Origin of the sequence: Mesorhizobium sp. L103C131B0 (assembly GCF_000502275.1) — a bacterium.
GTDB lineage: Bacteria > Pseudomonadota > Alphaproteobacteria > Rhizobiales > Rhizobiaceae > Mesorhizobium.
Genome location: NZ_AYXC01000002.1, coordinates 231,721 through 253,700, shown reverse-complemented (window position 1 = coordinate 253,700; position 21,980 = coordinate 231,721). Strand labels below are relative to the sequence as shown.

19 protein-coding genes are annotated in these 21,980 nt (G+C 62.0%); 13 read left to right on the top strand and 6 right to left on the bottom strand.

Annotated elements, in window-relative coordinates:
• The first annotated feature begins 31 nt into the window (after nt 1-31).
• From X730_RS159915 to X730_RS159930, 4 genes are all read left to right on the top strand, one after another.
• Entirely contained in the window at nt 32-2,488 is a 2,457-nt protein-coding gene (locus X730_RS159915) for a penicillin-binding protein 1A (RefSeq protein WP_023667477.1), read from the top strand.
• 130 nt (nt 2,489-2,618) lie between these two features.
• Nucleotides 2,619-3,750 (top strand): peptide chain release factor 2 gene (prfB, locus tag X730_RS159920; RefSeq protein ID WP_155922402.1). Its coding sequence is split into 2 segments (ribosomal slippage): nt 2,619-2,684 and nt 2,686-3,750, totalling 1,131 coding nucleotides; the frame shifts between segments, so codons are not numbered across the junction.
• 106 nt (nt 3,751-3,856) lie between these two features.
• Nucleotides 3,857-4,276 (top strand): GFA family protein, encoded by a 420-nt coding sequence (locus tag X730_RS159925; protein ID WP_023667475.1) that lies wholly within the window; start codon nt 3,857-3,859, stop codon nt 4,274-4,276.
• Between the two features lie 288 nt (nt 4,277-4,564).
• Nucleotides 4,565-4,960 (top strand): hypothetical protein, encoded by a 396-nt coding sequence (locus X730_RS159930; RefSeq protein ID WP_023667474.1) that lies wholly within the window; start codon nt 4,565-4,567, stop codon nt 4,958-4,960.
• 54 nt (nt 4,961-5,014) lie between these two features.
• On the opposite strand, the gene X730_RS159935 is transcribed toward X730_RS159930, so the two are convergent.
• Nucleotides 5,015-5,884, bottom strand: coding sequence for an NmrA/HSCARG family protein (locus X730_RS159935; protein WP_023825614.1), 870 nt, complete (start codon nt 5,882-5,884; stop codon nt 5,015-5,017).
• 103 nt (nt 5,885-5,987) lie between these two features.
• Here X730_RS159935 and X730_RS159940 point away from each other — a divergent pair, with 103 nt between their 5' ends.
• The 4 genes from X730_RS159940 to X730_RS159955 all read left to right on the top strand — a co-directional run bounded on the left by X730_RS159940 (nt 5,988) and on the right by X730_RS159955 (nt 9,040).
• A complete protein-coding gene (locus X730_RS159940) occupies nt 5,988-6,878 on the top strand; it encodes a LysR family transcriptional regulator (protein WP_023825613.1) in 891 nt (296 codons plus the stop codon).
• A 146-nt stretch (nt 6,879-7,024) separates the two neighbouring features.
• Complete coding sequence (locus tag X730_RS159945; RefSeq protein WP_023729802.1) at nt 7,025-7,393, top strand: GFA family protein; 369 nt, start codon at nt 7,025-7,027, stop codon at nt 7,391-7,393.
• Nucleotides 7,394-7,544: 151 nt separating this feature from the next.
• Entirely contained in the window at nt 7,545-8,195 is a 651-nt protein-coding gene (locus X730_RS159950) for an OmpA family lipoprotein (RefSeq protein WP_023667470.1), read from the top strand.
• Nucleotides 8,196-8,431: 236 nt separating this feature from the next.
• Nucleotides 8,432-9,040 (top strand): hypothetical protein, encoded by a 609-nt coding sequence (locus X730_RS159955; protein WP_023825612.1) that lies wholly within the window; start codon nt 8,432-8,434, stop codon nt 9,038-9,040.
• 237 nt (nt 9,041-9,277) lie between these two features.
• Here X730_RS159955 and X730_RS159960 read toward each other — a convergent pair whose 3' ends face one another.
• Together X730_RS159960 and X730_RS159965 are read right to left on the bottom strand one after the other, a co-directional pair.
• Nucleotides 9,278-9,547 carry a DUF2798 domain-containing protein gene (locus tag X730_RS159960; protein WP_023667468.1) on the bottom strand — a complete coding sequence of 90 codons (270 nt, stop codon included), beginning with the start codon at nt 9,545-9,547 and terminating at the stop codon, nt 9,278-9,280.
• 47 nt (nt 9,548-9,594) lie between these two features.
• On the bottom strand, nt 9,595-10,479 hold the full coding sequence (locus tag X730_RS159965; protein ID WP_023741410.1) for an NmrA/HSCARG family protein: 885 nt from the start codon (nt 10,477-10,479) through the stop codon (nt 9,595-9,597).
• A gap of 119 nt (nt 10,480-10,598) precedes the next feature.
• On the opposite strand from X730_RS159965, the gene X730_RS159970 reads away from it, so the two are divergent.
• Nucleotides 10,599-11,492: a LysR family transcriptional regulator gene (locus X730_RS159970; RefSeq protein WP_023825611.1), complete on the top strand. Its 894-nt coding sequence runs from the start codon at nt 10,599-10,601 to the stop codon at nt 11,490-11,492.
• A 166-nt stretch (nt 11,493-11,658) separates the two neighbouring features.
• Here X730_RS159970 and X730_RS159975 read toward each other — a convergent pair whose 3' ends face one another.
• From X730_RS159975 to X730_RS159985, 3 genes are all read right to left on the bottom strand, one after another.
• On the bottom strand, nt 11,659-13,272 hold the full coding sequence (locus tag X730_RS159975; protein ID WP_031196605.1) for a DEAD/DEAH box helicase: 1,614 nt from the start codon (nt 13,270-13,272) through the stop codon (nt 11,659-11,661).
• A gap of 192 nt (nt 13,273-13,464) precedes the next feature.
• Nucleotides 13,465-14,232, bottom strand: a complete 768-nt coding sequence (locus X730_RS159980) for an NAD kinase (RefSeq protein ID WP_023729798.1) — start codon at nt 14,230-14,232, stop codon at nt 13,465-13,467.
• A gap of 445 nt (nt 14,233-14,677) precedes the next feature.
• Nucleotides 14,678-17,653, bottom strand: coding sequence for a caspase family protein (locus X730_RS159985; protein ID WP_155922401.1), 2,976 nt, complete (start codon nt 17,651-17,653; stop codon nt 14,678-14,680).
• Nucleotides 17,654-17,938: 285 nt separating this feature from the next.
• Here X730_RS159985 and X730_RS159990 point away from each other — a divergent pair, with 285 nt between their 5' ends.
• The 4 genes from X730_RS159990 to X730_RS160005 all read left to right on the top strand — a co-directional run bounded on the left by X730_RS159990 (nt 17,939) and on the right by X730_RS160005 (nt 21,953).
• Nucleotides 17,939-18,973, top strand: coding sequence for an extracellular solute-binding protein (locus X730_RS159990; protein ID WP_023688398.1), 1,035 nt, complete (start codon nt 17,939-17,941; stop codon nt 18,971-18,973).
• A 97-nt stretch (nt 18,974-19,070) separates the two neighbouring features.
• The gene (locus X730_RS159995; RefSeq protein ID WP_023825608.1) at nt 19,071-20,498 is read left to right on the top strand and encodes an amidase; all 1,428 of its coding nucleotides are present in this window, start codon (nt 19,071-19,073) and stop codon (nt 20,496-20,498) included.
• A gap of 68 nt (nt 20,499-20,566) precedes the next feature.
• Nucleotides 20,567-21,256 carry a TetR/AcrR family transcriptional regulator gene (locus tag X730_RS160000; protein ID WP_023825607.1) on the top strand — a complete coding sequence of 230 codons (690 nt, stop codon included), beginning with the start codon at nt 20,567-20,569 and terminating at the stop codon, nt 21,254-21,256.
• Between the two features lie 169 nt (nt 21,257-21,425).
• A complete protein-coding gene (locus tag X730_RS160005; protein WP_245261297.1) occupies nt 21,426-21,953 on the top strand; it encodes a DUF2569 family protein in 528 nt (175 codons plus the stop codon).
• The last annotated feature ends 27 nt before the right edge of the window (nt 21,954-21,980 follow it).

Genomic DNA, 21,980 nt, shown 5'->3' with positions numbered 1-21,980 from the left:
GGAAATTCCCGGACCTCGGACTGGAGCGGGCATGATTCGTCTTATCGGCTATTTCTTTGGTATCGGCACGACGCTGGCGCTTATCGTCGCCGCGGGCGTGGCGATATACATCAGCCATCTGTCGAAAGACCTACCCGACTACGAGGTTCTGGCCAAGTACGAGCCGCCGGTGACGACCCGCATCCATGCTTCCGACGGCTCGCTGATGGCCGAATATGCGCGCGAACGGCGGCTCTATCTGCCGATCCAGGCGGTTCCGGACCGGGTCAAGGCGGCGTTCCTGTCGGCCGAGGACAAGAATTTCTACAACCATCCCGGCATCGACATCACCGGGCTTGGCCGCGCCATCTACGTCAACCTGCAGAATCTGGGTTCGGGCAGGCGCCAGGTCGGCGCCTCGACCATCACCCAGCAGGTGGCGAAGAACTTCCTCTTGTCCTCGGACCAGACCTACGAGCGCAAGATCAAGGAGATGATCCTGGCCTTCCGCATCGAGCAGGCTTATTCGAAGGACCGCATCCTTGAGCTCTATCTCAACGAAATCTTCTTCGGTTTCGGCGCCTATGGCGTTGCGGGCGCGGCACTGACCTATTTCGACAAGTCGGTCAACGAACTCACCGTCGCGGAAGCCGCTTATCTGGCGTCGCTGCCGAAGGGGCCCAACAACTACCATCCCTTCAAGCATGCCGACCGCGCCATCGAGCGCCGCAACTGGGTCATCGACCAGATGGTCGAGAACGGCTACGTGACGCGCGAGGAAGGCGACAAGGCCAAGGCCGAGCCGCTTGGCGTGACGCCGCGCCGCAATGGCTCCTATCTGTTTGCGGGTGAATATTTCACCGAGGAAGTGCGCCGCCAGATCATCTCGCGCTATGGCGAGAACGCGCTCTATGAGGGCGGCCTTTCGGTGCGCACGACGCTCGATCCGAAGATCCAGCTCATCGCCCGCAAGTCGATGCAGAACGGCTTGCTCAAATACGACACGCTGCGCGGCTATCGCGGACCGGTGACGCATATCGATGCTTCCGGCGACTGGGGCGTGGCGCTGGGCAACGTCAAGGGGCTGGAAGACGTGCCGGAATGGTCGCTTGCCGTCGTGCTCGACAGCTCGGCGACCGGCCTTTCCATCGGCCTGCAGCCGACGCGGCAGATATCAGGCGACATCGTCAAGGAACGCGTCGAAGGCGCCGTCAGCAAGGAAGACATGAGCTTTGCCATGCGCCATGTGGTCGATGGCAAGACGGTCAAGGCCAAGTCTCCGGCCGATGTACTGCAGCCCGGCGACGTCATCTTCGTGCAGAAGAACGAAGGGTCGGAAGGCGCCTACACGTTGCGCCAGGTGCCGGAAGTGGAGGGCGGCCTGATCGCCATGGATCCACATACCGGCCGCGTGCTGGCCATGGTCGGCGGCTTCTCCTATGCGCAGTCGGAGTTCAACCGCGCCACGCAGGCGATGCGCCAGCCGGGATCGTCCTTCAAGCCGATCGTCTATTCGGCCGCGCTCGACAATGGCTATACGCCGGCCTCGGTGATCATGGACGGACCGATCACCATCCAGAGCGGCACCACGACCTGGACGCCGAAGAACTATGACGGCACGGTGGCCGGTCCCGCGACCTTGCGTTCCGGCATCGAAAAGTCGCGGAATTTGATGACGGTGCGGCTCGCCAACGACATGGGCATGAAGCTGGTGGTGGAATATGCCGAGAGGTTCGGCGTCTACGACCATCTGGCGCCGTATCTGCCGATGGCGCTGGGTTCCGGCGAGACGACGGTGATGCGCATGGTGTCGGCCTATTCGATCATGGCCAATGGCGGCAAGTCGATCAAACCCTCGCTCATCGACCGCATCCAGGACCGCTACGGCAAGACCGTGTTCAAGCAGGACGAGCGCGGCTGCGAAGGTTGCAATGCGCCCGAATGGAACAACCAGCCCGAACCGGAACTGGTCGACAATTCCGAGCAGGTGCTCGATCCGATGACCGCCTACCAGATCACCTCGATGATGGAAGGCGTCGTCCAGCGCGGCACCGGCGCCACCATCGCCGAGCTTGGCCGCCACATCGCCGGCAAGACCGGAACGACCAATGACGAGAAAGACGCCTGGTTCATCGGCTATACGCCGAACCTCGTCGTCGGCCTCTACATGGGTTACGACACGCCACGCGGTCTCGGCCATGGCGCCACCGGCGGTGGTCTGGCGGCGCCTATCTTCAAGGACTTCATGCGCGTTGCGCTGGACGGCACGCCCAATGTCGACTTCAAGGTGCCGGAAGGCATGAACCTGGTCGCGATCAACCGCAAGACCGGCATGCGTGCCGCGTCGGGCGATCCCGGCACCATCATCGAAGCCTTCAAGCCCGGCACCGGCCCAGCCGACAGCTATTGGGTGATCGGCATGGGCGCCGACGGGTCCAACGGCGCCGGCGGACCGCTATCGCCGCAGGCTACGGAAGCCATCCAGGCACCCGGCGGCGGACTCTACTGACGACCTGATTTTTTACGTCGAGTGGGCTGGCTTGTTGAGCCGGCCCATTTCGCTTTACAGGCAGCAATGCCGTGCCTATGTATCGCGCCGACCCAAGCGCCACTTCAAAAACAGGACAGAACAACCAGCCATGCGCGCGGAAACGCAGAATATTGTCGACGAGATCAGGCAGGCGATCACCCTGCTGAGGAGGCATCTTTGACTGGGATCAGGCTATAAAGCGGCTTGAATACCTGAACGTGCGCGCCGAGGATTCCAGCCTCTGGAATGATCCGCTGGAAGCGCAAAAGCTGATGCGCGAGCGCCAGGGCCTCGAAGACGGGATCGCCGGCGTCAAAAGCCTGACTCAGGCGCTGGAAGACAATATCGGCCTGATCGAACTGGGTGAGGAAGAGGGCGACCAGAGCGTGATCGCCGAGGCGGAAGCAGCCCTCCGCTCGATGCAGGGCGAGGCCAAGGCCCGCCAGGTCGAGACGCTGCTGTCGGGCGAGGCCGACGCCAACGACACCTATCTCGAAGTCCATGCCGGCGCCGGCGGCACCGAGAGCCAGGACTGGGCCTCGATGCTTCTGCGCATGTACACGCGCTGGGCCGAGCGTCGCCGTTTCAAGGTCGAAGTGCTGGAAGTCCATGACGGCGAAGAGGCCGGCATCAAGTCCGCCACGCTCCTGATCAAGGGCCACAATGCCTATGGCTGGCTGAAGACCGAGTCGGGCGTTCATCGCCTGGTCCGCATTTCACCCTATGACAGCAATGCGCGCCGCCACACGTCCTTCTCCAGCGTCTGGGTCTACCCGGTCGTCGATGACAGGATCGAGATCGACGTCTCGGAATCCGATGTACGCATCGACACCTACCGCTCATCCGGTTCGGGCGGCCAGCACGTCAACACCACGGACTCGGCGGTTCGCATCACCCATATCGCCACCGGCATCGCGGTTGCCTGCCAGGCCGAACGCTCGCAGCACAAGAACAAGGCGAAGGCCTGGGAAATGCTGCGCTCGCGCCTTTACGAGGAAGAGCTGAAGAAGCGCGAAGCGGTGGCCAATGCCACAGAAGCGTCGAAGAGCGACATCGGCTGGGGTCACCAGATTCGTTCCTATGTGCTGCAGCCCTACCAGTTGGTGAAGGACCTGCGCACCGGCGTCGAGAGCACCAGCCCGTCGAGCGTGCTCGACGGCGACCTCGACGACTTCATGGAAGCCTCGTTGTCGCAGCGCATCGAGGGCGGTGCCGGTGAAGCCGTGGCCGACCTCGACTAGGATATGTTCATATTCAGCTGAGGCCGGCCTGCGAATGGATGATACCTGCGCTTCCGCCACTTTCTTGAATAAGAACATCCCTTGGCGGGGGAGCGAAGGAGGAACCATGACTCGCAGGCTCACCGGCAAATGCTTTTGCGGCACGGTTCAGTATGAAGTGGCGGACGAGTTCGTCTATGCCGCGATCTGCCATTGTTCGAACTGCCGGCGCACCACAGGTTCCGCCTTCAAGCCCTTCGCCGGCATCGAGCGCGAGAAACTTGCCCTTGCCGAAGGGCATCACGGGCTCATCCATTTCGGCGATGACAGCGGCCACGATGCGCATTGCAGCCGCTGCGGCTCGTTGCTGTATTCGCTGGTCCGCGACGGCGCCTATGTCCATGTCGCCATGGGCACGCTGGTCGACGATCCGACGATCCGGCCGACCGCGCACATCTTCGTCGGCTCCAAAGCGCCATGGTTCACCATCGCCGACGACTTGCCGCAATATGAAGGGCATGTGGTCGCCGGTCCAGGCGAAGTATAGGCTGGAACCACATTCGGCCAATCCCGTTGTTTCGATGCCCGTCTGCCGGGAGTTGAGCCTGGCCTTGGATCTCGTCAGCGGTTGCAGATAGCGGCGTAGATGTGGCGGCCTCGCGCAGCAACTTCTTGCGCCAGCCTAGGAATCAGCCCAGCATCCGAGGGCTGGAAGAGAAAAAGCATTTATGGCCGGACGCGGCATATCTGCGACCTGACGATCCGGCCACTGGGAAGACACGTTCCGGGAACGGGCAAGCGAAACGCTTGATGCTCGTTTGAAAGGAACGCTTCCATGTCTGCTGCCACTCTCCGATCGGCCAGAGCCGTTCAACCGGCTGGCCGACTCCTGTTTTCCTTGTTCGTGACCCCGATCTTTGCAATCGCGATGCTTGCTGCGGTGCTGACCGCACCCGCCTTCGCCCATGACGCCAAGCCTACGGCGGCGAAGCCGCAAGGCTGGAGTTATCCCTTCGCCTGCTGCGCAAACTACGACTGCCGTACCACCCATACCGGCGAGGTGCTGGAAAAGCCGGAGGGCTATGTCATCGCCGGAACGGGGGAGGTCGTGCCGATGAGCGACAAGCGGGTCAAGGACTCACCCGACGGCGATTTCCACTGGTGCGCGCACCAGGCCGGCCTCGACGCAGGCAAGACGATCTGCCTGTTCGTGCCACCGCGTTCCTACTGAGTTCTGTTGGCAGTTCTCATCGGAAGGCCGGCCTTGGTGCTGAAGGCGCTTGCGTCAGACGGAAGCAGCGAGTGCTGAGGCGAAGTCGCGATACGGCCGCAGTGGGCGACCCAGAAGTGCCGTCAGGCGCTCGACGTCGCCGGTCTCGGGCAGCATCCCGTCGGTAAAGAAACGCTCGCCCATCAGGCGCATGTCGTAGGCCATCCAGGCGGGCAGGAACTGCTTGAGATTTTGCTCAAAACCCTCCGTATTGTCGCCGCTGTAGCTGATCGGGCGGGCGAGTACGTCTGACCAGATTGCGGCAATGTCCGTCCCGGTCAGTGTCTGCGGACCGACGAGGTTGATCCTCTCGAACGCAAGCGGCTCCTTGGACCGTTCGCGACGCAGCAGCTCAAGGGCGGCGATCTCGGCGATATCGCGGGCGTCGATCATGGCGAGACCCTTGGGTCCGATCGGCATTGGGTAGGTGCCATAGCCGGTGATGACGTCTTCGACCGTCAGATCGTTCTGGATGAAGTAGGCCGGGCGCAAGATCGTAGCTTTGAAGTCCATCTGTTCGATCATTCGCTCGACGCCGAACTTGCCCGCGAAATGCGGCACGTTCACATAGACGTCAGCGTGGATTACCGAGAGATAGACGATCCGCTCGATGCCGGCCGATCGGGCGACGTTCAAGGCGATCAAAGCCTGGGTGAATTCGTCCGGCACCACGGCGTTCAAGAGAAACAGCGTGGAAACGCCAGACATGGCTTTGCGCAGCGAATCGACATCGAGAAAGTCGCCTTGCGCGACGGATACGCCTGCCGGAAAACTGGCTTTCGACGGATCGCGCACGAGAGCACGCACATCGGCGCCGCGCTTGGCGAGCTGTTCGACGACTTGGCGGCCGATATTGCCGGTGGCGCCGGTAACGAGAATGGTCATGGAATTTCACCTGTTGGGTTGCTTGACAGTCCCAATATGTGTGGCTCACAAAGAGCCCAGTAGACGGCAATTTTAGACACGTCGTCTCACTGGTGGGACAGTCATGGATCTTTTAGCCCTTGCCGATTTTAACCTCGTGGCTCGCCATGGCGGCTTCGGCAAAGCGGCAAGGTCCACCGGCCGGCCCAAGGCAACGTTGTCCCGGCGCGTTGGCGAATTGGAAAGCAGTCTCGATCTGCGTCTGTTCGAACGGGGTGCGCGTAACCTGAAGCTGACCGAAGAAGGACGGGCGCTCTTCGAGCGGACGGGGGCGTTGCTTGCCGAGCTGGACGAGACGGCATCGGCGATTGCCTCGGGCGGTCAGAGACCCAAGGGCAGATTGCGGATCAGCGCGCCTTTGCATTTTTCGCAGACTGCAATGGGGAGGATCGCTGCGGGATTTGCCCTGAGGTATCCTGAGGTGAGGCTTGAAGTGACCACCGAAGACCGGCATGTCGACATGATCGAGGAAGGCTACGATCTGGTAATCCGGGTCAATCCGGATCCCGATGAAAGCCTGGTCGGACGGGCGTTTCTCCGCGACCGCCTGGTCGTTGTGGCGAGCCCGGACCTTCCTCGCACGACCGATGGGCTCGCCGCTCCTGGCGTTGCGCGCGGGACAGGCGAGCGGCAAACATGGCAGGTGAAGACACCAGGTGGCCGGGCAACACTTAGAATCGAGCCGGTCCTCGCCTTGTCGACGCTCATCATGGTCCGGGATGCGGTGCGAGCCGGCGTCGGCGCAGGACGGCTTCCCATTTCGTTGGTGGCCCACGACCTGGCTGACGGCACACTGGTGAATTGGGGGGATATTGACGGCCCCGAAATTTCTCTATGGACGCTCTACCCGTCGCGGCGGCTGCTCAGCGCGCGCGTGTCGGCGTTCCTGGATTTTCTGAAACAGGCTTTCCCAAACGGGACGCCGGACGAACTGGCCGCCTATATCGGCAGGTGACGACGATTGGGAGGTGACGACGGGTCCGCTTCGGCCAGAGCGCCGCTCGGCTCGATCGATCGGAGCCTGCTGACAGACAGTTGTCAGGAGCCTTCCTTTATGGTGCCTTGCCGCATGGGTGCGGGCAACGGAGAGGAAGGCTTTTCATGACCATCAAGGCCAGCTGTCATTGCAAGGCGACTACGTTCGAGGTTTCGGAGGCGCCCGAGACGGTAACACAATGCACCTGCTCGTTCTGCTCCAAGCGCGGTTCGCTGTGGGCTTACTACGTTCCGTCGCAATTCAAGCTCACCAGCTCGCCGGAAAACGTTTCCTTCTATCAATGGGGATCGAAGACCGTCAAACACGGGTTCTGCGCCATTTGCGGCTGCGGCACCTTCACCGAAACGCCGGACTGGTCGACCGGCAAACCGGACTTCGACAATCCCAAGATATCAGTCAATTCGCGGCTGTTCGATGATTTCGACCTCGACAAGGTCGAGGTGGTCGTCATTGACGGCAAGAACCTCTGGTAGGCCAGCGCCAACCGCCGAAGCGGAAGAGTGGCGCGAGCGGGGAAAAGCCGCTTTCGCCGCTCGGTTTTTCGCCGCATTTCATGTTACAAGACCGGAGAAGGGCTTATATGCGCGAGCCGCAAAGGCCGCGATTTGGAGAGGGACGATCCTTATGAAAAAGACTGTGCTCGTCGCCGTTGCGACGGCTGTGCTGGTGAGTGCCTGCACCACGACCGATCCGTACACCGGCGAGCAGAAGGTTTCCAACACCGCTGCCGGCGCCGGCCTTGGCGCCCTGGCGGGCGCGGGCCTCGGCCTGCTTGCCGGCGGCAATGACCGCCGCAACGCGCTGATCGGCGCCGGTATCGGCGCGCTGGCCGGCGGCGCCATCGGCGCGACCATGGACCAGAACGAGGCTGAACTGCGCCGCCAGCTCGAAGGCACCGGCGTCAGCGTCACCCGCACCGGCGACCAGATCATCCTCAACATGCCGTCCGACATTACTTTCAACGTCGACCAGGATGCGGTGAAGCCTGGCTTCTATCAGGTTCTGAACTCGGTTGCGCTGGTGCTGAAGAAGTTCAAGCAGACCACAGTCGACGTGTTCGGCCATACCGATTCGACCGGTGGCGACGAACACAATTTCGATCTGTCGCAGCGCCGCGCATTGGCGGTCGCCAACTATCTCTCAGGCCAAGGTGTCGATTCGCGCCGCTTCGCCGTCACCGGTTTCGGCAAGACCCGCCCGATCGCGTCCAATGGAACGGCAGCCGGCCGTGCGCAGAACCGGCGCGTCGAGATCCAGCTTTCGCCGCTGACCTGATCAGGTCGGCATCGAAATGCGAAGGCGGCCCCGCAAGGGGCCGCTTTCTTTTTGGGCTCCTGTGGTCCGCCAAAAGGTCTAACGCATTAGAGATTTCTAATAATCCCTTTCCGGAGGTCTTGGAAGGGATTAGCATTGGTGCGGTTCCAGAGGGGATGGGGCGGTACAAACGGCCGCGCAGTCACTTAGTCGGCCCCGGTCCTGCACGGCCTGATAAGGAAATCTGGGAGGAATGCATGACAAGAACAGCTCGTTTTGGGCGTTGCGGCGTCCTCATTTTGACAGGTCTGGTCTCAGCTTGGTGCGCAGCCGCCACGGCTCGAGCCGAGGACGCCAACAAAGCCGACATCGAAGCTTTGAAGAAATCGCTCGCCAAATATGAGGACTACACGGTCGCCGTCCGCGACCTTTATCTGTCGACTGTCGGGTGTGTCTATTACAGCGGGGACAAGATCGAGGGCGCAATGGACTATCCGAAGGGCGCTATGGGCATCCATTTCGTCAACGTTCCGAGTGTCGGTCAGAAACTCGATCCGATGCGCCCCAATGTGCTGATCTACGAGCCGACCAAGAAAGGCTTGAAATTGGTTGGCGTGGAATGGCTGATGCCCCTGACGCCAGACACCAAGGAACCTCCAAAACTATTTGGCCAGACCTTCATGGGACCGATGGAAGGGCACTACCCGCTCATTCCGAGGGAGTTCGTCCACTACGACCTTCATGCCTGGCTGTTCAGAGACAATCCGAACGGCATGTTCAGTCCGACCAACCCGAACGTGAAATGCAGCAAGGCAGAGTTTCCGATGCTGGAAAAACCGACCAAGATGATGCCGGGCCCGATGTGACGGACGGGCCAGGATAGAAGCTTGCCAAGGGTGCAAGCTGGCCGGCTGCAATTGAGAGCGCTCGGGATCAGGCTCGGACGACGATCGGCATGAGGGCCGGCGCGCATGAAGGCTGCCCGCATGAAGACAGGTATCTGGTCGCGGAAGTCGACAATGGCGCTGCGAGCCGTCAGTCGAAGGTAAAAGCGGCCCGCAAGGGCCGTTTTTGTTTGGCATGTCGGACTCTGTAATCAAGGCCTACGAGGTCGGCTGATCGACAATTGCCGCAACGATACGGCGCACGATCGGCAAGACCAGCAGCAGACTTGGAAAGCCCACTAGCCATGATGCTCCCCATGCATACGGCCAGGTCGCCACGAAACCGGTTGTCCAGCCCGCATTGATCAGCGTCGCTACCGCGGAAACAATGCACGACATCAGGATGGAAAGTACGAATGGCATTACCAGCGCATTGTAAGAGGCCGGTAGCTTCCTCGATTTCAAAACCTTGTGGGATGACGGTCGCATCAAATATCTCCTTCTCGAAAAGTGGAAGTATGCGCGGCTGGGCGCAGTCAGGCGGCCTGCGCCATTTGCTGGGCAAGGTTTCGAATAAAGCCGCGCAACGAACGCGGTTCGCGGCCCAGGGCGGCGCGCAATGTCAGACTGTTCCCACCAAGGCCATAGTGGGCGTAGTGGGCGTATATTTTGGCCAGCACCTGCATTTGGCGCTCATTGTAGGGAAGGCGTGCCTCGGCCGCCCACTCGCCAAATGTCGGCTCACCAGAAGAGATGGGTCGGCCAAGTTCCTCACTCATCATCGCAACGATGTCTTCCCGGCTGTGCATGCCGTCAGCGCACAGATCGAGGGTCGCGTAGGACAATCGCGCTTCGGTTAGGGCGATCGCCGCCACCTCAGCGACATCGCGGTAGTCGACGCGGGCCAGCTTCGCCGTCTTTGGAAACGGTTCCGAGAAAACACCATGTTCAACGACGGACGGCCAGGCCGCTGCGAGGTTCTGCATGAAATTGGCAGGGTGCAGAATCGTATATTCCATCGTCGTCGAGTAGAGAGCAGCCTCGACAGGCACCTTGCTGGCATGGTTCTTCAGTCGCGTATTGGTAGGCTGGATCACCGACGAGAAGACGAACTTTCGAACTCCTGCTCGCGTGGCGGCCTCAACCATGGCAACGCCCATGGCTGCTTCATCGGGAGCAAAAGCCGGCCCAATGTGAAAGACGCCGTCGACGCCCTCGACCGCCCTTTCGAGGCTCTGACGATTTCGCAAATCTCCTGTCGCAACCTCGGATGCCCCTAGCTTCCTGGCCTTTTCGGCATTCGCAGGGTCGCGAACGAGCGCTCGAACATTGGCATTGCGTCGGACAAGTTCAGGCACGACAAGTCCCGCAACTCGGCCTGTGGCACCAACGACCAGAACAGTTGGATTGGCTACTTGCATGACGATTCCCTTCCATCAAGCCTGTCCTCGCGGGACAACTTGCAGAGAGGTACGACGTCGCAATTGTCGTTACAATTACCCGTTTTTGCGATATATTATGTCGAAGATCGGGAGAATACATGAGCCGGATGGACGATTTCGAGGCTTTCATCGCGATCGTCGAGCATGGAAGTCTGACGACTGCCGCACATCGGCTGAACCGCTCGCTGCAGTCGGTCAGCCGGTCCCTGGCGGCACTGGAGGAATCAGTCGGCGTCGAGCTGATCCACAGGACAACGCGTCGCTCGACACCGAGTGAAGTCGGAGCAGCCTTTTTCAACCGGATCAAACCCGCGGTCGACGAAATAAACGACGCAAGACTTCAGGCGATCAATCAACGATCGGAGCCGGCAGGCGTCCTGCGCATCGGGTCGCCGGTTCTGTTTGGCCCGAACGTCCTGATGCCTGTCATCGCGGAATACATGCGGACATTTCCCCGGGTCGAGGTCGATCTTCAACTTTCCGATGGATTTGCCGATCTTGGCGCCGAAGGTCTCGACCTGGCAATACGCATCGGCGATTTGCCGGATTCCAACTTGAAAGCCAAACGCCTGGGAGCGTTGCGGCGCGTTGTGTTCGGCGCGCCTTCCTATTTCGCGCGGTGCGACCGGCCGGCCCATCCCTTCCAGCTGAGTGAGCACAGTTGCATCATCAGAACCGCTAACGAGCGTCCAGGTGAATGGACGTTTCAGATCGACGGGAAACCCCGGACCGTGAAGGTCGCAGGCGCTTTTCGCTCCAATCTGATGACCTCGGTCTATGCCGCCGCAATCCACGGACTGGGTTTGGGCTTCTCGCCTCTGTGGCAGATAAGACATTTGGTCGACGACGGTCTCGTCGAACTGGTTTTGACGGAATTCGAGCCGGCACCGGTGCCGATCCATGCCTTGTGGCAGGAAGGCCGGTCATCTTCGGCCAAGGTTCGGGCATTTCTGGATTTATTGGCATCCCGCCTGGAACTCAAAAGCCTGTAGCATCGACGGGTATTTGAAGCGCTCCAGGCCGGAAGAGATCGGGCAGATCGAGCCTGTCTTGCGAATGCCGCGCATGGCGCTGATTGATCCTGAGCGGGCTCCAGATCTCGCATCCCAATCGCGTCCAGGAAAGCCGCGCGTCCTCGGGACGCCGCGGCTCATGGAATCAGACCTTGGCGACGATCTTCATGAAGGCCGGCATGTCGTCGCCGAAGCCGACGGTGCCGTCATTGTCTTCACCGCGGTTGTTGCCGCGGGCAGGGCGGCTGTTGCTGGCGCGCTGCGGCCTTGTGTCGCCGCGTTCCGGGGCGCGGTTCTCGTTGTTGCGATCGGAGACCTTGCGGTCGCTGTTTTCGGAGCGGATCGCTTCCTTGCGCTGATGCCGTTCGCCGATGTCGGCGACCGCGGCCTCGGCTACCACCGGCTGTTCCTCGCGCGCGGCATCTGCCGCTGGCGCGTCGTCGCTGCGCTTGGCATGGCGTTCGCGCGGCTTGCGCTCGCCACCGTCCTTGCGATCATGGGCCTTGCGGTCCTCGTCCTTGCGGCCGGCGCGGCGCGGAGCGCCACGGCCACGGCGGGGCGCTTCGTCCTCGCCGCCTTCGCTGGCGACCACGGTCGACAGGTCGCCGTCATGCCACTCGATCTTGTTGCCGATCAGCCGCTCGATGGCGTCGATGTATTTGGTGTCGGACTTGGTGGCGATGGTGAAGGATTTGCCCGAGCGTCCGGCGCGGCCGGTGCGGCCGATGCGGTGGACATAGTCTTCGGCGTGGATCGGCACGTCGTAGTTGAAGACGTGGCTGACGTCGGGAATGTCGAGGCCGCGCGCGGCGACGTCGGACGCCACGAGATAGCGCAATTTGCCATCGCGGAAATTGGCCAGCATCTGCATGCGGGCGCGCTGGTCCATGTCGCCATGCAGGGCGCCGGCGTCGAAGTCATACTTCAACAGCGAGCGGAACAGCTCCGCGACCTCGACCTTGCGGTTGCAGAAAATGATAGCGTTCTTCAGCTCGGCGTCTTCGGCCTTTATCAGATTGCGTAGCGTCTCGCGCTTGTCCCACGGCTTGGAGCCGGACTTGACCAGGCGCTGGATGATGTTGGTGGCAGCGGATGCCGCCTTGGACACCTCGACGCGCACCGGCGCATGCAGGAATTTCTCGGTGAGCTTGGTGATCTCCGGCGGCATGGTCGCTGAGAAGAACAGCGTCTGCCTGGTGAACGGGATCATCTCGCAGATGCGCTCGATGTCGGGGATGAAGCCCATGTCCAGCATGCGGTCGGCCTCGTCGATGACGAGGATCTCGACGCCGTTGAGCAACAGCTTGCCGCGCTCGCGGTGATCGAGCAGACGGCCGGGCGTGGCGATCAGCACGTCGGCGCCGCGCTCCAGCTTCTTGTCCTGCTCGTCGAAGGAGACGCCGCCGATCAGCAGCGCGATGTTGAGCTTGTGGTTCTTGCCGTATCTGATGAAATTCTCTTCGACCTGCGCGGCGAGCTCGCGCGTCGGCTCGAGGATCAGCGTGCGCGGCATGCGGGCACGGGCCCTGCCTTTTTCGAGGCGGGTCAGCATCGGCAGCACGAAGGAAGCCGTCTTGCCGGTGCCGGTCTGTGCTATGCCCAGAATATCCTTGCCGAGCAAGGCATGCGGGATGGCGCCAGCCTGGATCGGCGTCGGCACGGTGTAGCCCGCATCGGTGACTGCGGAAAGGACCTTGGGCGACAGGCCGAGGTCTGAAAAGGTCAACGCTTCTAGAGCGGTCGTGGTGTCTGAGGACAAGAGTTGCTGTCTTTGGCTGGTTCGGGGAAGCGCAACGGCATCCGTCGCGGCAAGCACAGCGTGCCTGCAAGATTGGTATTGCGATTAGGCGCAAGCCCGCGATTTGTCAACAGAAACGGGCGGGATTGGCACGATTGTGAAAACGTAAGCTTAATCGCGATGCTTAATTAGGTAGTCACTCTTTGCGCCGGCTCAATAGCGAAACTGCTCGGCGAGAATGCGTTCGTTCCACGAATGGTTGGGATCAAACAGCAGCGTTGCCGTCGCAGTCGGCGATTCGCGGACCGTTACGGAAGCCACCGCCTTGACCTCGGTGTGGTCGGCGGCGGTGTTCACCGGGCGCTTTTCCGACTCCAGAATATCGAAGCGTACGGTCGCCTTGTTTGACAACAAGGCACCCCGCCAACGGCGCGGCCGGAACGGGCTGACCGGGGTCAGCGCGAGCAACGGCGCATCCAGCGGCAGGATCGGCCCGTGCGCCGAAAGATTGTACGCGGTGGAGCCGGCCGGCGTCGCGATCATCACGCCGTCGCAGTTCAGTTCCTCGATGCGGACCTGGTCGTCGACGGTGATGCGGATCTTTGCCGTCTGGTAGGACTGACGCCACAGCGCCACCTCGTTGATGGCGAGTGCCGAAACCGTCTCGCCCTCATGCGTCAACGCCAGCATTTCCAGCGGGCGGATCGTTTCGGCGACGGCGGCCGCGATGCGCTCGGTGAGGCCCCCGACGCGGTACTCGTTCATCAGGAAGCCGATGGTGCCACGGTTCATGCCGTAGACCTTCTTTCCCGTGCTCATCGTGTCGCGCAAGGTCTGCAGCAGGAAGCCGTCGCCACCCAGCGCCACCACCACCTGGGCGTCGTCGAAGGATGCCTGGCCATAGCGGGCCGACAGGCTCTCCATCGCCGCCTTGGCATCGGCAGTGTCGGAGGAGACGAAGGCGAGATTGGCTTTGCTCATGACATTCCGATGGCGGTCGGCCGATGGCGGTCGGCGGCGGTTGCGTGGGGTAGCATGGGCAAGCGCATCTGCAAAGGGAGGCATCGTCCGGCGCAGTTGCGGCCGCGGCGAAACGAAATCGGCGGCTCGCGCTTCATGTCGCCGGAACGGCGAATGTGATGGTTAAGAGCGAGCTTAAACACTCGTAAAGCCTGATCGATCATGTTAGCCGACAGAGGATGGGTGGCTGGGGGGCTAGCCAGTCGAGACCTGTCTATTGCCGGTGACACGCCTGATTATCGTCTTCCTTGTGATGGGAAGTTTCGCCCTTCTCTTTGCGGAGCTTGTGCGGCAGTCCGAAGACATGAGCTCCAGGCCGATGGCCTCACGCTGCGGCGACGCCGGCGTGCCATGCCCGCAAAACGCGTTGTAGGCTGAAGCCAATCTGCCAACGACGATCCGTCGCCTACTGCGCGACAATCCTCAGATTGGCGTTGCCGTAGAATGTGTAGGCGAGATAGGTCGGATCGCCGGTCTGGTAGAATTCTCTGCGGACATCCTGCAGGATCTCGGCCAGATAGACCGGCCCGTCCTTGATCCGCGTGCTGATGCCGCCATAGAAATCGGTCGAGAAGGCCGCTGCCGCGCGGTCGGTCAGTGGCCACATGCCGCCGATGAAGCCGGAAGCGCCGCCCGCCAGCACTGCCGGACCCCAGCCCTGCACGAAGCCGCCGAGCATCTGCGAACGGCCGGTGTCGCAGGCGTTGAAGAAGTAGAACGGATTGCCCTTGCCATGCGCGGTCGCGACCAGCGCGGCCCATGTATCGGGGTCGAGCGACTGATCGACGAGATCGATGGCAAAGACCGGCCGGCCGCTGCTCGGCTGGTTGACCTCGCCATGGCCGGAGAAATGAATGAAACCGGTCGAGACTTCGCCGACCAGTTTCTCGAAAGAGATGAAATCGCCATCGAAGCGGCGGTAGCCGGCAAGCTTGCTCAGTGCCGCGATCTCGTCCTGCTGAAAGCGCAGCGAGCGCTTGTCGACATAGGAGGGCGCGACGGCCGCGACGCCGGTGAAGGTCATGCGGTCGAGCGGGTTGTCGACCTGTGAGGCACTGCTGCGCGGAGCCCAGCGGGCCAGCCGGTAGCCCATGCCGAGAAAACCGTCGGCTATAGCGCCGTCGACGCTGCGCGGGCGGATCAATTCCCAGGGCAGCGTCGGGCTGTTCGAGGTGATCTGGATCGAATGGAGTTCGCCTTTGCCGCGCAGCGACCAGAACACGTCCTTGAACGGTTTCGGCACATAGTCGCGGTAGAGCGCATCGCCAAAACCTTCGGCGGCGAGCGTGACAAAGCGCTTTTGCGCCCCCGTATCGCTGCTTGCGGCAGGCTGCTGCAGCGAAACGGCGCCGCGCAGGCTCAATCCGAGCTGCAGCAGGCGGCGGTATTCGGAGTCCAGCCATGCCGCCATCTCAGGTGGCGTCGAGAACGTATCGGTCACCGGACCGGCCAGATGCGGCGAATGGATGATGATCTGCCCCGAACCCAGCCCGCTCGGATCGTCATAGAGGATGGTCACGTCGAGATCGGGGACGTCATCGCCGGCTGCGCCGCCGAGCGTCACATTGCCAGTTACCGCCGGCTGCGGCGCCGCTGCGGCCAGCATCAGCATGGCAGGTGCTGCGGAGCGTTCGGCTGTGGCGCTCAGAGCGGCTGCCTCGACAGGCGCGGTGCGGCGAATGATAACCGACCGCGATGCCGATCCCAGGAACCTCCCGGCGCTGTAGATGCGCGCGATGAACTGGGCCGGCTTGCTGTCCTTGGCGATCGGCCGCGCCTTGACGTCGAAGCGGACGAAGTCGCTGTCGCCCTGGCGGTAGAGCGTCGTCCGTCGGCTCCATTTGCCGCCGTCAGCGAGATCGAAGCCGGAGGCGAACAGATCGATATCGATCGGCCATTGCTCGGTTCCCGCCGGCATCGCCATGGCCAGGGCGCCATCTTCCGTCACCGACGAGCCCGGCGCTGCCTTCACCTTCACTTCGGGCGTGAATTGCTCTTCGGTAAGGGCGATCGAAATGGTCACCGTCTCGCCGGCGACAATCTCATCCGGCGCATCGATGGTTGGATGGCGCACCACCTCGACAGCGCCCGTCTCGGGTTGTGGAAGGGCGCCGCCGGAAGGAGGGCTTTGCGCCTGGTCGATGGGCGGCGGCGCTGGTTTCGGTTGCGCCTGCGCCTCCGGCTGACTTTCGGCGCCGGTCGCGGGTGGCGGGGCCGATGTCATGCCGTCCTCAGGGGGGATCCCTGCCTTATCGGGGGGCGGTTCGGCGCCGGTGGCTCCGCCATCCTGCGGATAGGTCCCGCCGAGATTGTTCTGGGCAGCGGCCGCAGCCGCGTCTTCAAGACGTTGCTTTTCCTCTTCGTATCGTTGCCGAGCCTGCTCTTCCTGCAATTGGCGCTGCTGTTCCTGGCGTTTGTATTCCTCGTAGAGCGCCGCCTCCTTGGCGCTGTCGCCCATCGCGGCATCGGGACTGCCGGAGCCCGGTGCAACGTCCATGGGGTAGGGCTCCTGACCGCTGCCATCGGCGTAGTCGCTGCCATCAGGCTCCCAACCGCCACTCCCGGAGATGTAGCCGCCGCTCGCCATCGCCGGCGGTGCCGGTTCCGGCACAAGCGGCAGCGCCGGTGCCGCGCCGGCCACCTGGTCCGGCGTCAGCACAAAGGCAGCGTCTGCCGAGCGGCCATATGCCATCCATGGCCACTGGGCGCCTGACGTTTTGTCGATAGTGGTTTGCCTGACCGAGGCGAGGATGATGGCTATGTCCGCGCCGCGCTTGACCAGCGCAGCGGTGAGCGCATCGGCAAATACGGTGACGGGGCGGGCTTCGTCCAGTGCAACGGTTCCGGGTTTGGCCGACAGGGCGACGATGGCGTGGGTGAGGGGATCGACCGCCGCCAGACCCTGCATCACGCCGGAAGTAGGGTTGTGGCCATCGCCGGGATTGTCGAGCAGAACCACCTTCAATGTCGGGGTTGCCTCGAGCGCCTGCATGAACAGATCGAGGGGCAATGCCGTCTGGTCGACCGTTTCCTTTGAATCGATCCGGGTGCCGCGCGTCAGTAAATAGTTCCTGCCGTTGGCCTGCGCGGTGTGGCCGACATAGTAGAAGATGCCGATTGAGTCCGGATTGGCCAGGGATTGGGCGAAATCATGCATGGCGCGCGCGACATCGGCGCGGTCGCCATCCGACACCTGCCGGACGGTGAAGCCAAGCGATCGTAGTGTCGCTGCAACGAGTTCGGCACTGAGGTCGGCGTTGGCGATTGCCGGTGAGCCCTCAGAGGCCGGATTGGCGACAACCAGCGCTATCCGCTCTTCGCCGCGCGCAGCGGAGAAGAGCGCCATGGTCATCAGCAGCACGACCGCCAGAAAAAGGCGCATGACCGTGATCCAAGCCCTGCAGGCTGCGGCGCTCACGCCACGGCTTGCCCCAATTCATCAATGGCCCAACCTTGACCATATCATGTCGGCTTCGCCGGCGCACTGCCGGTGCCGATGATGCAGTTGTGTCGCTAAAAGATATTGACTGTATGTTTAGTAATTAATACCGTTGCCCGAGATACCGAGTTGGTCAGCCGGCATTCGCCGGTGAATGATCACCAGGACGAAGGGAACTTAGGGGCTCGAGGCGCAATCCCGCCGGTCCCAACAATGGGAGACACAAGCATGCAGTTGAAATCGACCGCCACGGCGCTCGGCCTGTCGCTGCTGGCGATGACCGGCATTGCCCGCGCTGAGGGCGAACTCCAAATCTACAATTGGGGCAACTACACCAGCCCGGACCTGATCAAGAAGTTCGAGGAAACCTACAAGGTCAAGGTTACCGTCACCGACTACGATTCCAACGATACGGCTCTGGCCAAGGTCCGCCAGGGCGCTTCCGGCTATGACATCGTCGTTCCATCGGCCAGCGTGATGCCGATCTGGATCAGCGAAGGCCTGCTCTTGGAAACCGATCCCAACACGATGGAGAACTTTAGAAACGTCGATCCGAGATGGGTCGACGTGCCGTTCGACCCCGGCCGCAAATATTCGGTGCCGTGGCAATGGGGCACGACCGGCATCTCGGTCAACAAATCGGTCTATGCGGGCGATCCGAACACCTCGGCGATTTTCCTCGATCCGCCGCCGGAACTCGTGGGCAAGATCAATGTCGTGCCCGAAATGGGAGACATCATGTTCCTCGCCATTGCCTATGAGGGCGGTAAGTACTGCACCGACGACAAGGTGCTTTTGAAAAAGGTGCATGACAAGCTCATCGAGGCGAAAGCGAAATGGCTGTCGCTCGACTATGCGGCCGTCGACGGTCTCGGCAGGGGCGACATTGCCGCCGGCGTCAACTGGAACGGCATATCGCTGCGCGAGCGGCTGGAGAACGACAAGATCGTCTACGGCTATCCCAAGGAGGGCTTTCCAATCTGGATGGACAATGTCGCGGTGCTCAAGGATGCCAAGAACGTCGAGAACGCCAAGCTCTTCCAGAATTTCATCATGGACCCCAGGAATGCAGCGATGATCTCGGCCTTCGCGCACTACGCCAACGGCATCAAGGGCTCCGAGCCCTTCCTGCCGGCCGATATGAAAGGCGCGCCCGAAGTGGATGTTCCGGCCGAATTTGCCGACAAGGGCCAATTCATGTCGGCCTGTCCCGCCGACGTCCAGGCGCTCTACACCAGGATCTGGACCGATCTGCAGAAATAGCAGCGCCGCCGGCCGAAGCTGACCAACATCGGGCCGCGCATCGCGGCTCGGCCATCCCCAATGCCAGATGCCGTAAAGCCGCCGCGGGAGATTTTTTATGTCCGATCTCGACCTTTGCTACATGCCGGCCAGCGAGGCGTTGCGGCTGTTCAAGGCGAAGAAACTGTCGCCTCTGGAACTGATGCAGGCCACCATCCGCCGCGCCGAGGCAACCAAGGCGACGATCAACTGCCTCACCTTCACGCATTTCGACGAGGCGATGGATCTCGCCAGAAAAGCCGAGGCGAAATACGCCAGAGGCGCCAGGACCGGCGCGCTCGAGGGCCTGCCGATCGGCATCAAGGATGAGAGCTACATCAAGGGCAAGCCGACCTCGCATGGCTCGCTGCTGTCCGGGGACGCCATTGGCGGCCATACCTCGACCATGAACGAGCGTGTCATGAAGGCCGGCGGCATCGTCCACGCCCGCACGGCGACGCCCGAATTCAGCTGCGCCGGTTATACCTGGTCGAAGCGCTGGGGCGTCACGCGCAACCCCTGGAACCCGGATTTCACGCCGGGTGGGTCGTCGGGCGGTTCGGCGGCAACGCTGGCGTCGGGCACATCGTCGATCGCCACCGGCTCGGACATTGCCGGCTCAATCCGCATCCCTGCCTCCGCCTGTGGCCTCGTCGGCTTCAAGCCGCCCTACGGCCGCAACCCGGACGAGCCGCCCTTCAACCTCGACTTCTATTGCCATACCGGGCCGCTGGCCCGAAACGTCGGGGATGCGATCCTGCTGCAGAACGTCATGGCCGGGCCGAGCCCGCTCGACATCGCCACGCTGCGCCCGAAACTGCGCCTGCCGCTCGACTACAAGCCGATCAAGGGTTGGAAGATCGCGTTCTCCATGGATCTCGGGTCCTTCGAGGTGGATGCGGACGTGCGCAAGAACACGCTCGCCGCCTGCGATGTGTTCCGCTCGCTCGGCGCCACCGTCGAGGAGGTGGACCTCGGCTGGGGCGACGAGGTGCTCAAGGCCGGCATGGCCTATCTCGAACATCTCTTCGGCGCCTCGCTGTCGCCGCTGCTCGCCAAGCACTGCAAGGACATGACCAGCTATGCCAGGCAGTTTGCGCAGGACGGCCAGAAGTCGAAGGCCACGGACTTTGTCGCAACTTTGGACGTGGCGGCCAGGATGTACCAGACGCTGGGGCCGTTGCTGGAAAAATACGATGTGCTGATCTGCCCGACCAATGCGCTTCCCGCAGTGCCGGCGGAATTCGATCAGACCAAAGGCAAGGTCGAGATCAATGGACGAGAGGTGAACCCGTCGCTGGGCTGGGTGATGACGACGCCGTTCAACATGCTGAGCCGCTGCCCGGTTCTGTCCGTGCCGTCGGGCCGCGCCGCCAATGGCGTGCCCACCGGCATCCAGATTGTCGGCCGCACCTATAGCGACGCCGACGTGTTCCGGGCGGGTATGGCCTATGAGATGGCTCGTGGTCAGTGGTACACGAATGCCGGGACACGCCCGGCGCTGTGAGTCCGCAGGGCGCCGGCATGCCAAGGCAGGGCGGGATGTTTCGGCCGCCGGGGAAAGGCCTGACGACAATGGCGCAACGCATAGCCACTCCGGATGCGGGAAAAAGCAAGGCGGCCAAGGGTGCGGCGAACGACGCCGCGCCCAAGGACCGCCGGCGCGAGCGCGGCGAAGCGAGCGTCCAGCGCATCATCGACGCCACCATCGAGCTCATCGCGGAGGAGGGGCTGGCCAGCGTCACCATGCAGCGCATTGCCGAGCATGTCGGCTCGTCCAACGCACTGGTGGTCTTTCATTTTCGCAGCAAGGAGAACCTGTTCCGGGCCGTCCTGCAATATCTCAGCGACCAATATGACGCGCTGTGGCTGACGCTGGTGCGGGCGCCCGGCCTGTCGCCGGTCGAGCGGGTCTTGGGCGCCGTCGATTGCGCGCAACGCTTTGCCCGGCAGCATCCGAAATGGGTCTCGGTCTTGGTCGTGTTTTCCAGCGACCGCAAGAGCATGCAGATCTACAATGAAATCGGCCTGCCGAGCGATCTCGCCTACACGGCCGAAGCGCGCGAGCTGCTGATCGAGATTTCACGCAGCGGCGGTTACACCGGCGTCGACATAGACACGCTGTCGGAGAGCCTGAACTATCTGGTGCATGGCGCCTGGTATTGGGACCATCTCAACCCGTCCAGCCGCGACACCGACGTGCTGCGCAAGACCATGCTGCTCCTGCTGCACCAGGCCTTTCCGCGGCATTTTGACTTGGGGTGAGAGGCGGCCAAATTGCGAGCGACGGAAAGCGTCCTCTGCAAACCCAAACCCGAAAATCTCTACGATGCCTTGATCTCTGTAAAAATGCTTGCACAATCCAGAGGTGCGAGTTAAACAACCTAGGGATGCATTCGGGGGTGGGTAAATGTGGCATTGGGCGATACTTCTGTTGCTGATTGGCGTGCCGGTTTTCTTCGCCGTCCGGTCGCGCAAATCCTCACAGAGCCCAGACGACCTCGTGGGGTTCGGCGGCTGGCTGATCCTGCTGGCGATCAGCCTGTCCCTTTCGCCGTTGCGCACACTTGTCGATATGGCCAGTCTGGTCAAAACCTACCAACAGCTTGTTACAGTGCCTAACGGGGCCTTGGCCATCTATGGCGAGGCCGCCCTCAATCTGGCATTTCTGGTGCTTCAGCTGGTCGTGCTTGTTTCGATGCTGCGGCGAAGCCACCGCTTCCCGCAGCTGTTCATATGTCTGTGGTTTGCGATCCCTCTCTTGTTCATACTGGACGCAGTTTGGATATCGACTGTGCTTGGTGTCCCGGTAAACCGTTTGCTTGCCGGAGGGGCTCTGGTTACACCTTTGGCATCCTTCATAGTCACAGGGATCTGGGCCGCCTATGTATACAGATCGGTCAGGGTGAGAAACACGTTCGGTGGCAGTACGGCAGCCACTCAGGCTGCGACGTTTTCTTAGAAGGTCGCAGGATCAACGGTTGCGAGT

Bases quoted from the DNA above. Each gene is read 5' to 3' on its own strand.
- X730_RS159915 (WP_023667477.1), top strand. From the start codon at position 32: ATGATTCGTCTTATCGGCTATTTCTTTGGTATCGGCACGACGCTGGCG.
- X730_RS159925 (WP_023667475.1), top strand. From the start codon at position 3,857: ATGACTCGCAGGCTCACCGGCAAATGCTTTTGCGGCACGGTTCAGTAT.
- X730_RS159930 (WP_023667474.1), top strand. From the start codon at position 4,565: ATGTCTGCTGCCACTCTCCGATCGGCCAGAGCCGTTCAACCGGCTGGC.
- X730_RS159935 (WP_023825614.1), bottom strand. From the start codon at position 5,884: ATGACCATTCTCGTTACCGGCGCCACCGGCAATATCGGCCGCCAAGTC.
- X730_RS159940 (WP_023825613.1), top strand. From the start codon at position 5,988: ATGGATCTTTTAGCCCTTGCCGATTTTAACCTCGTGGCTCGCCATGGC.
- X730_RS159945 (WP_023729802.1), top strand. From the start codon at position 7,025: ATGACCATCAAGGCCAGCTGTCATTGCAAGGCGACTACGTTCGAGGTT.
- X730_RS159950 (WP_023667470.1), top strand. From the start codon at position 7,545: ATGAAAAAGACTGTGCTCGTCGCCGTTGCGACGGCTGTGCTGGTGAGT.
- X730_RS159955 (WP_023825612.1), top strand. From the start codon at position 8,432: ATGACAAGAACAGCTCGTTTTGGGCGTTGCGGCGTCCTCATTTTGACA.
- X730_RS159960 (WP_023667468.1), bottom strand. From the start codon at position 9,547: ATGCGACCGTCATCCCACAAGGTTTTGAAATCGAGGAAGCTACCGGCC.
- X730_RS159965 (WP_023741410.1), bottom strand. From the start codon at position 10,479: ATGCAAGTAGCCAATCCAACTGTTCTGGTCGTTGGTGCCACAGGCCGA.
- X730_RS159970 (WP_023825611.1), top strand. From the start codon at position 10,599: ATGAGCCGGATGGACGATTTCGAGGCTTTCATCGCGATCGTCGAGCAT.
- X730_RS159980 (WP_023729798.1), bottom strand. From the start codon at position 14,232: ATGAGCAAAGCCAATCTCGCCTTCGTCTCCTCCGACACTGCCGATGCC.
- X730_RS159985 (WP_155922401.1), bottom strand. From the start codon at position 17,653: ATGCGCCTTTTTCTGGCGGTCGTGCTGCTGATGACCATGGCGCTCTTC.
- X730_RS159990 (WP_023688398.1), top strand. From the start codon at position 17,939: ATGCAGTTGAAATCGACCGCCACGGCGCTCGGCCTGTCGCTGCTGGCG.
- X730_RS159995 (WP_023825608.1), top strand. From the start codon at position 19,071: ATGTCCGATCTCGACCTTTGCTACATGCCGGCCAGCGAGGCGTTGCGG.
- X730_RS160000 (WP_023825607.1), top strand. From the start codon at position 20,567: ATGGCGCAACGCATAGCCACTCCGGATGCGGGAAAAAGCAAGGCGGCC.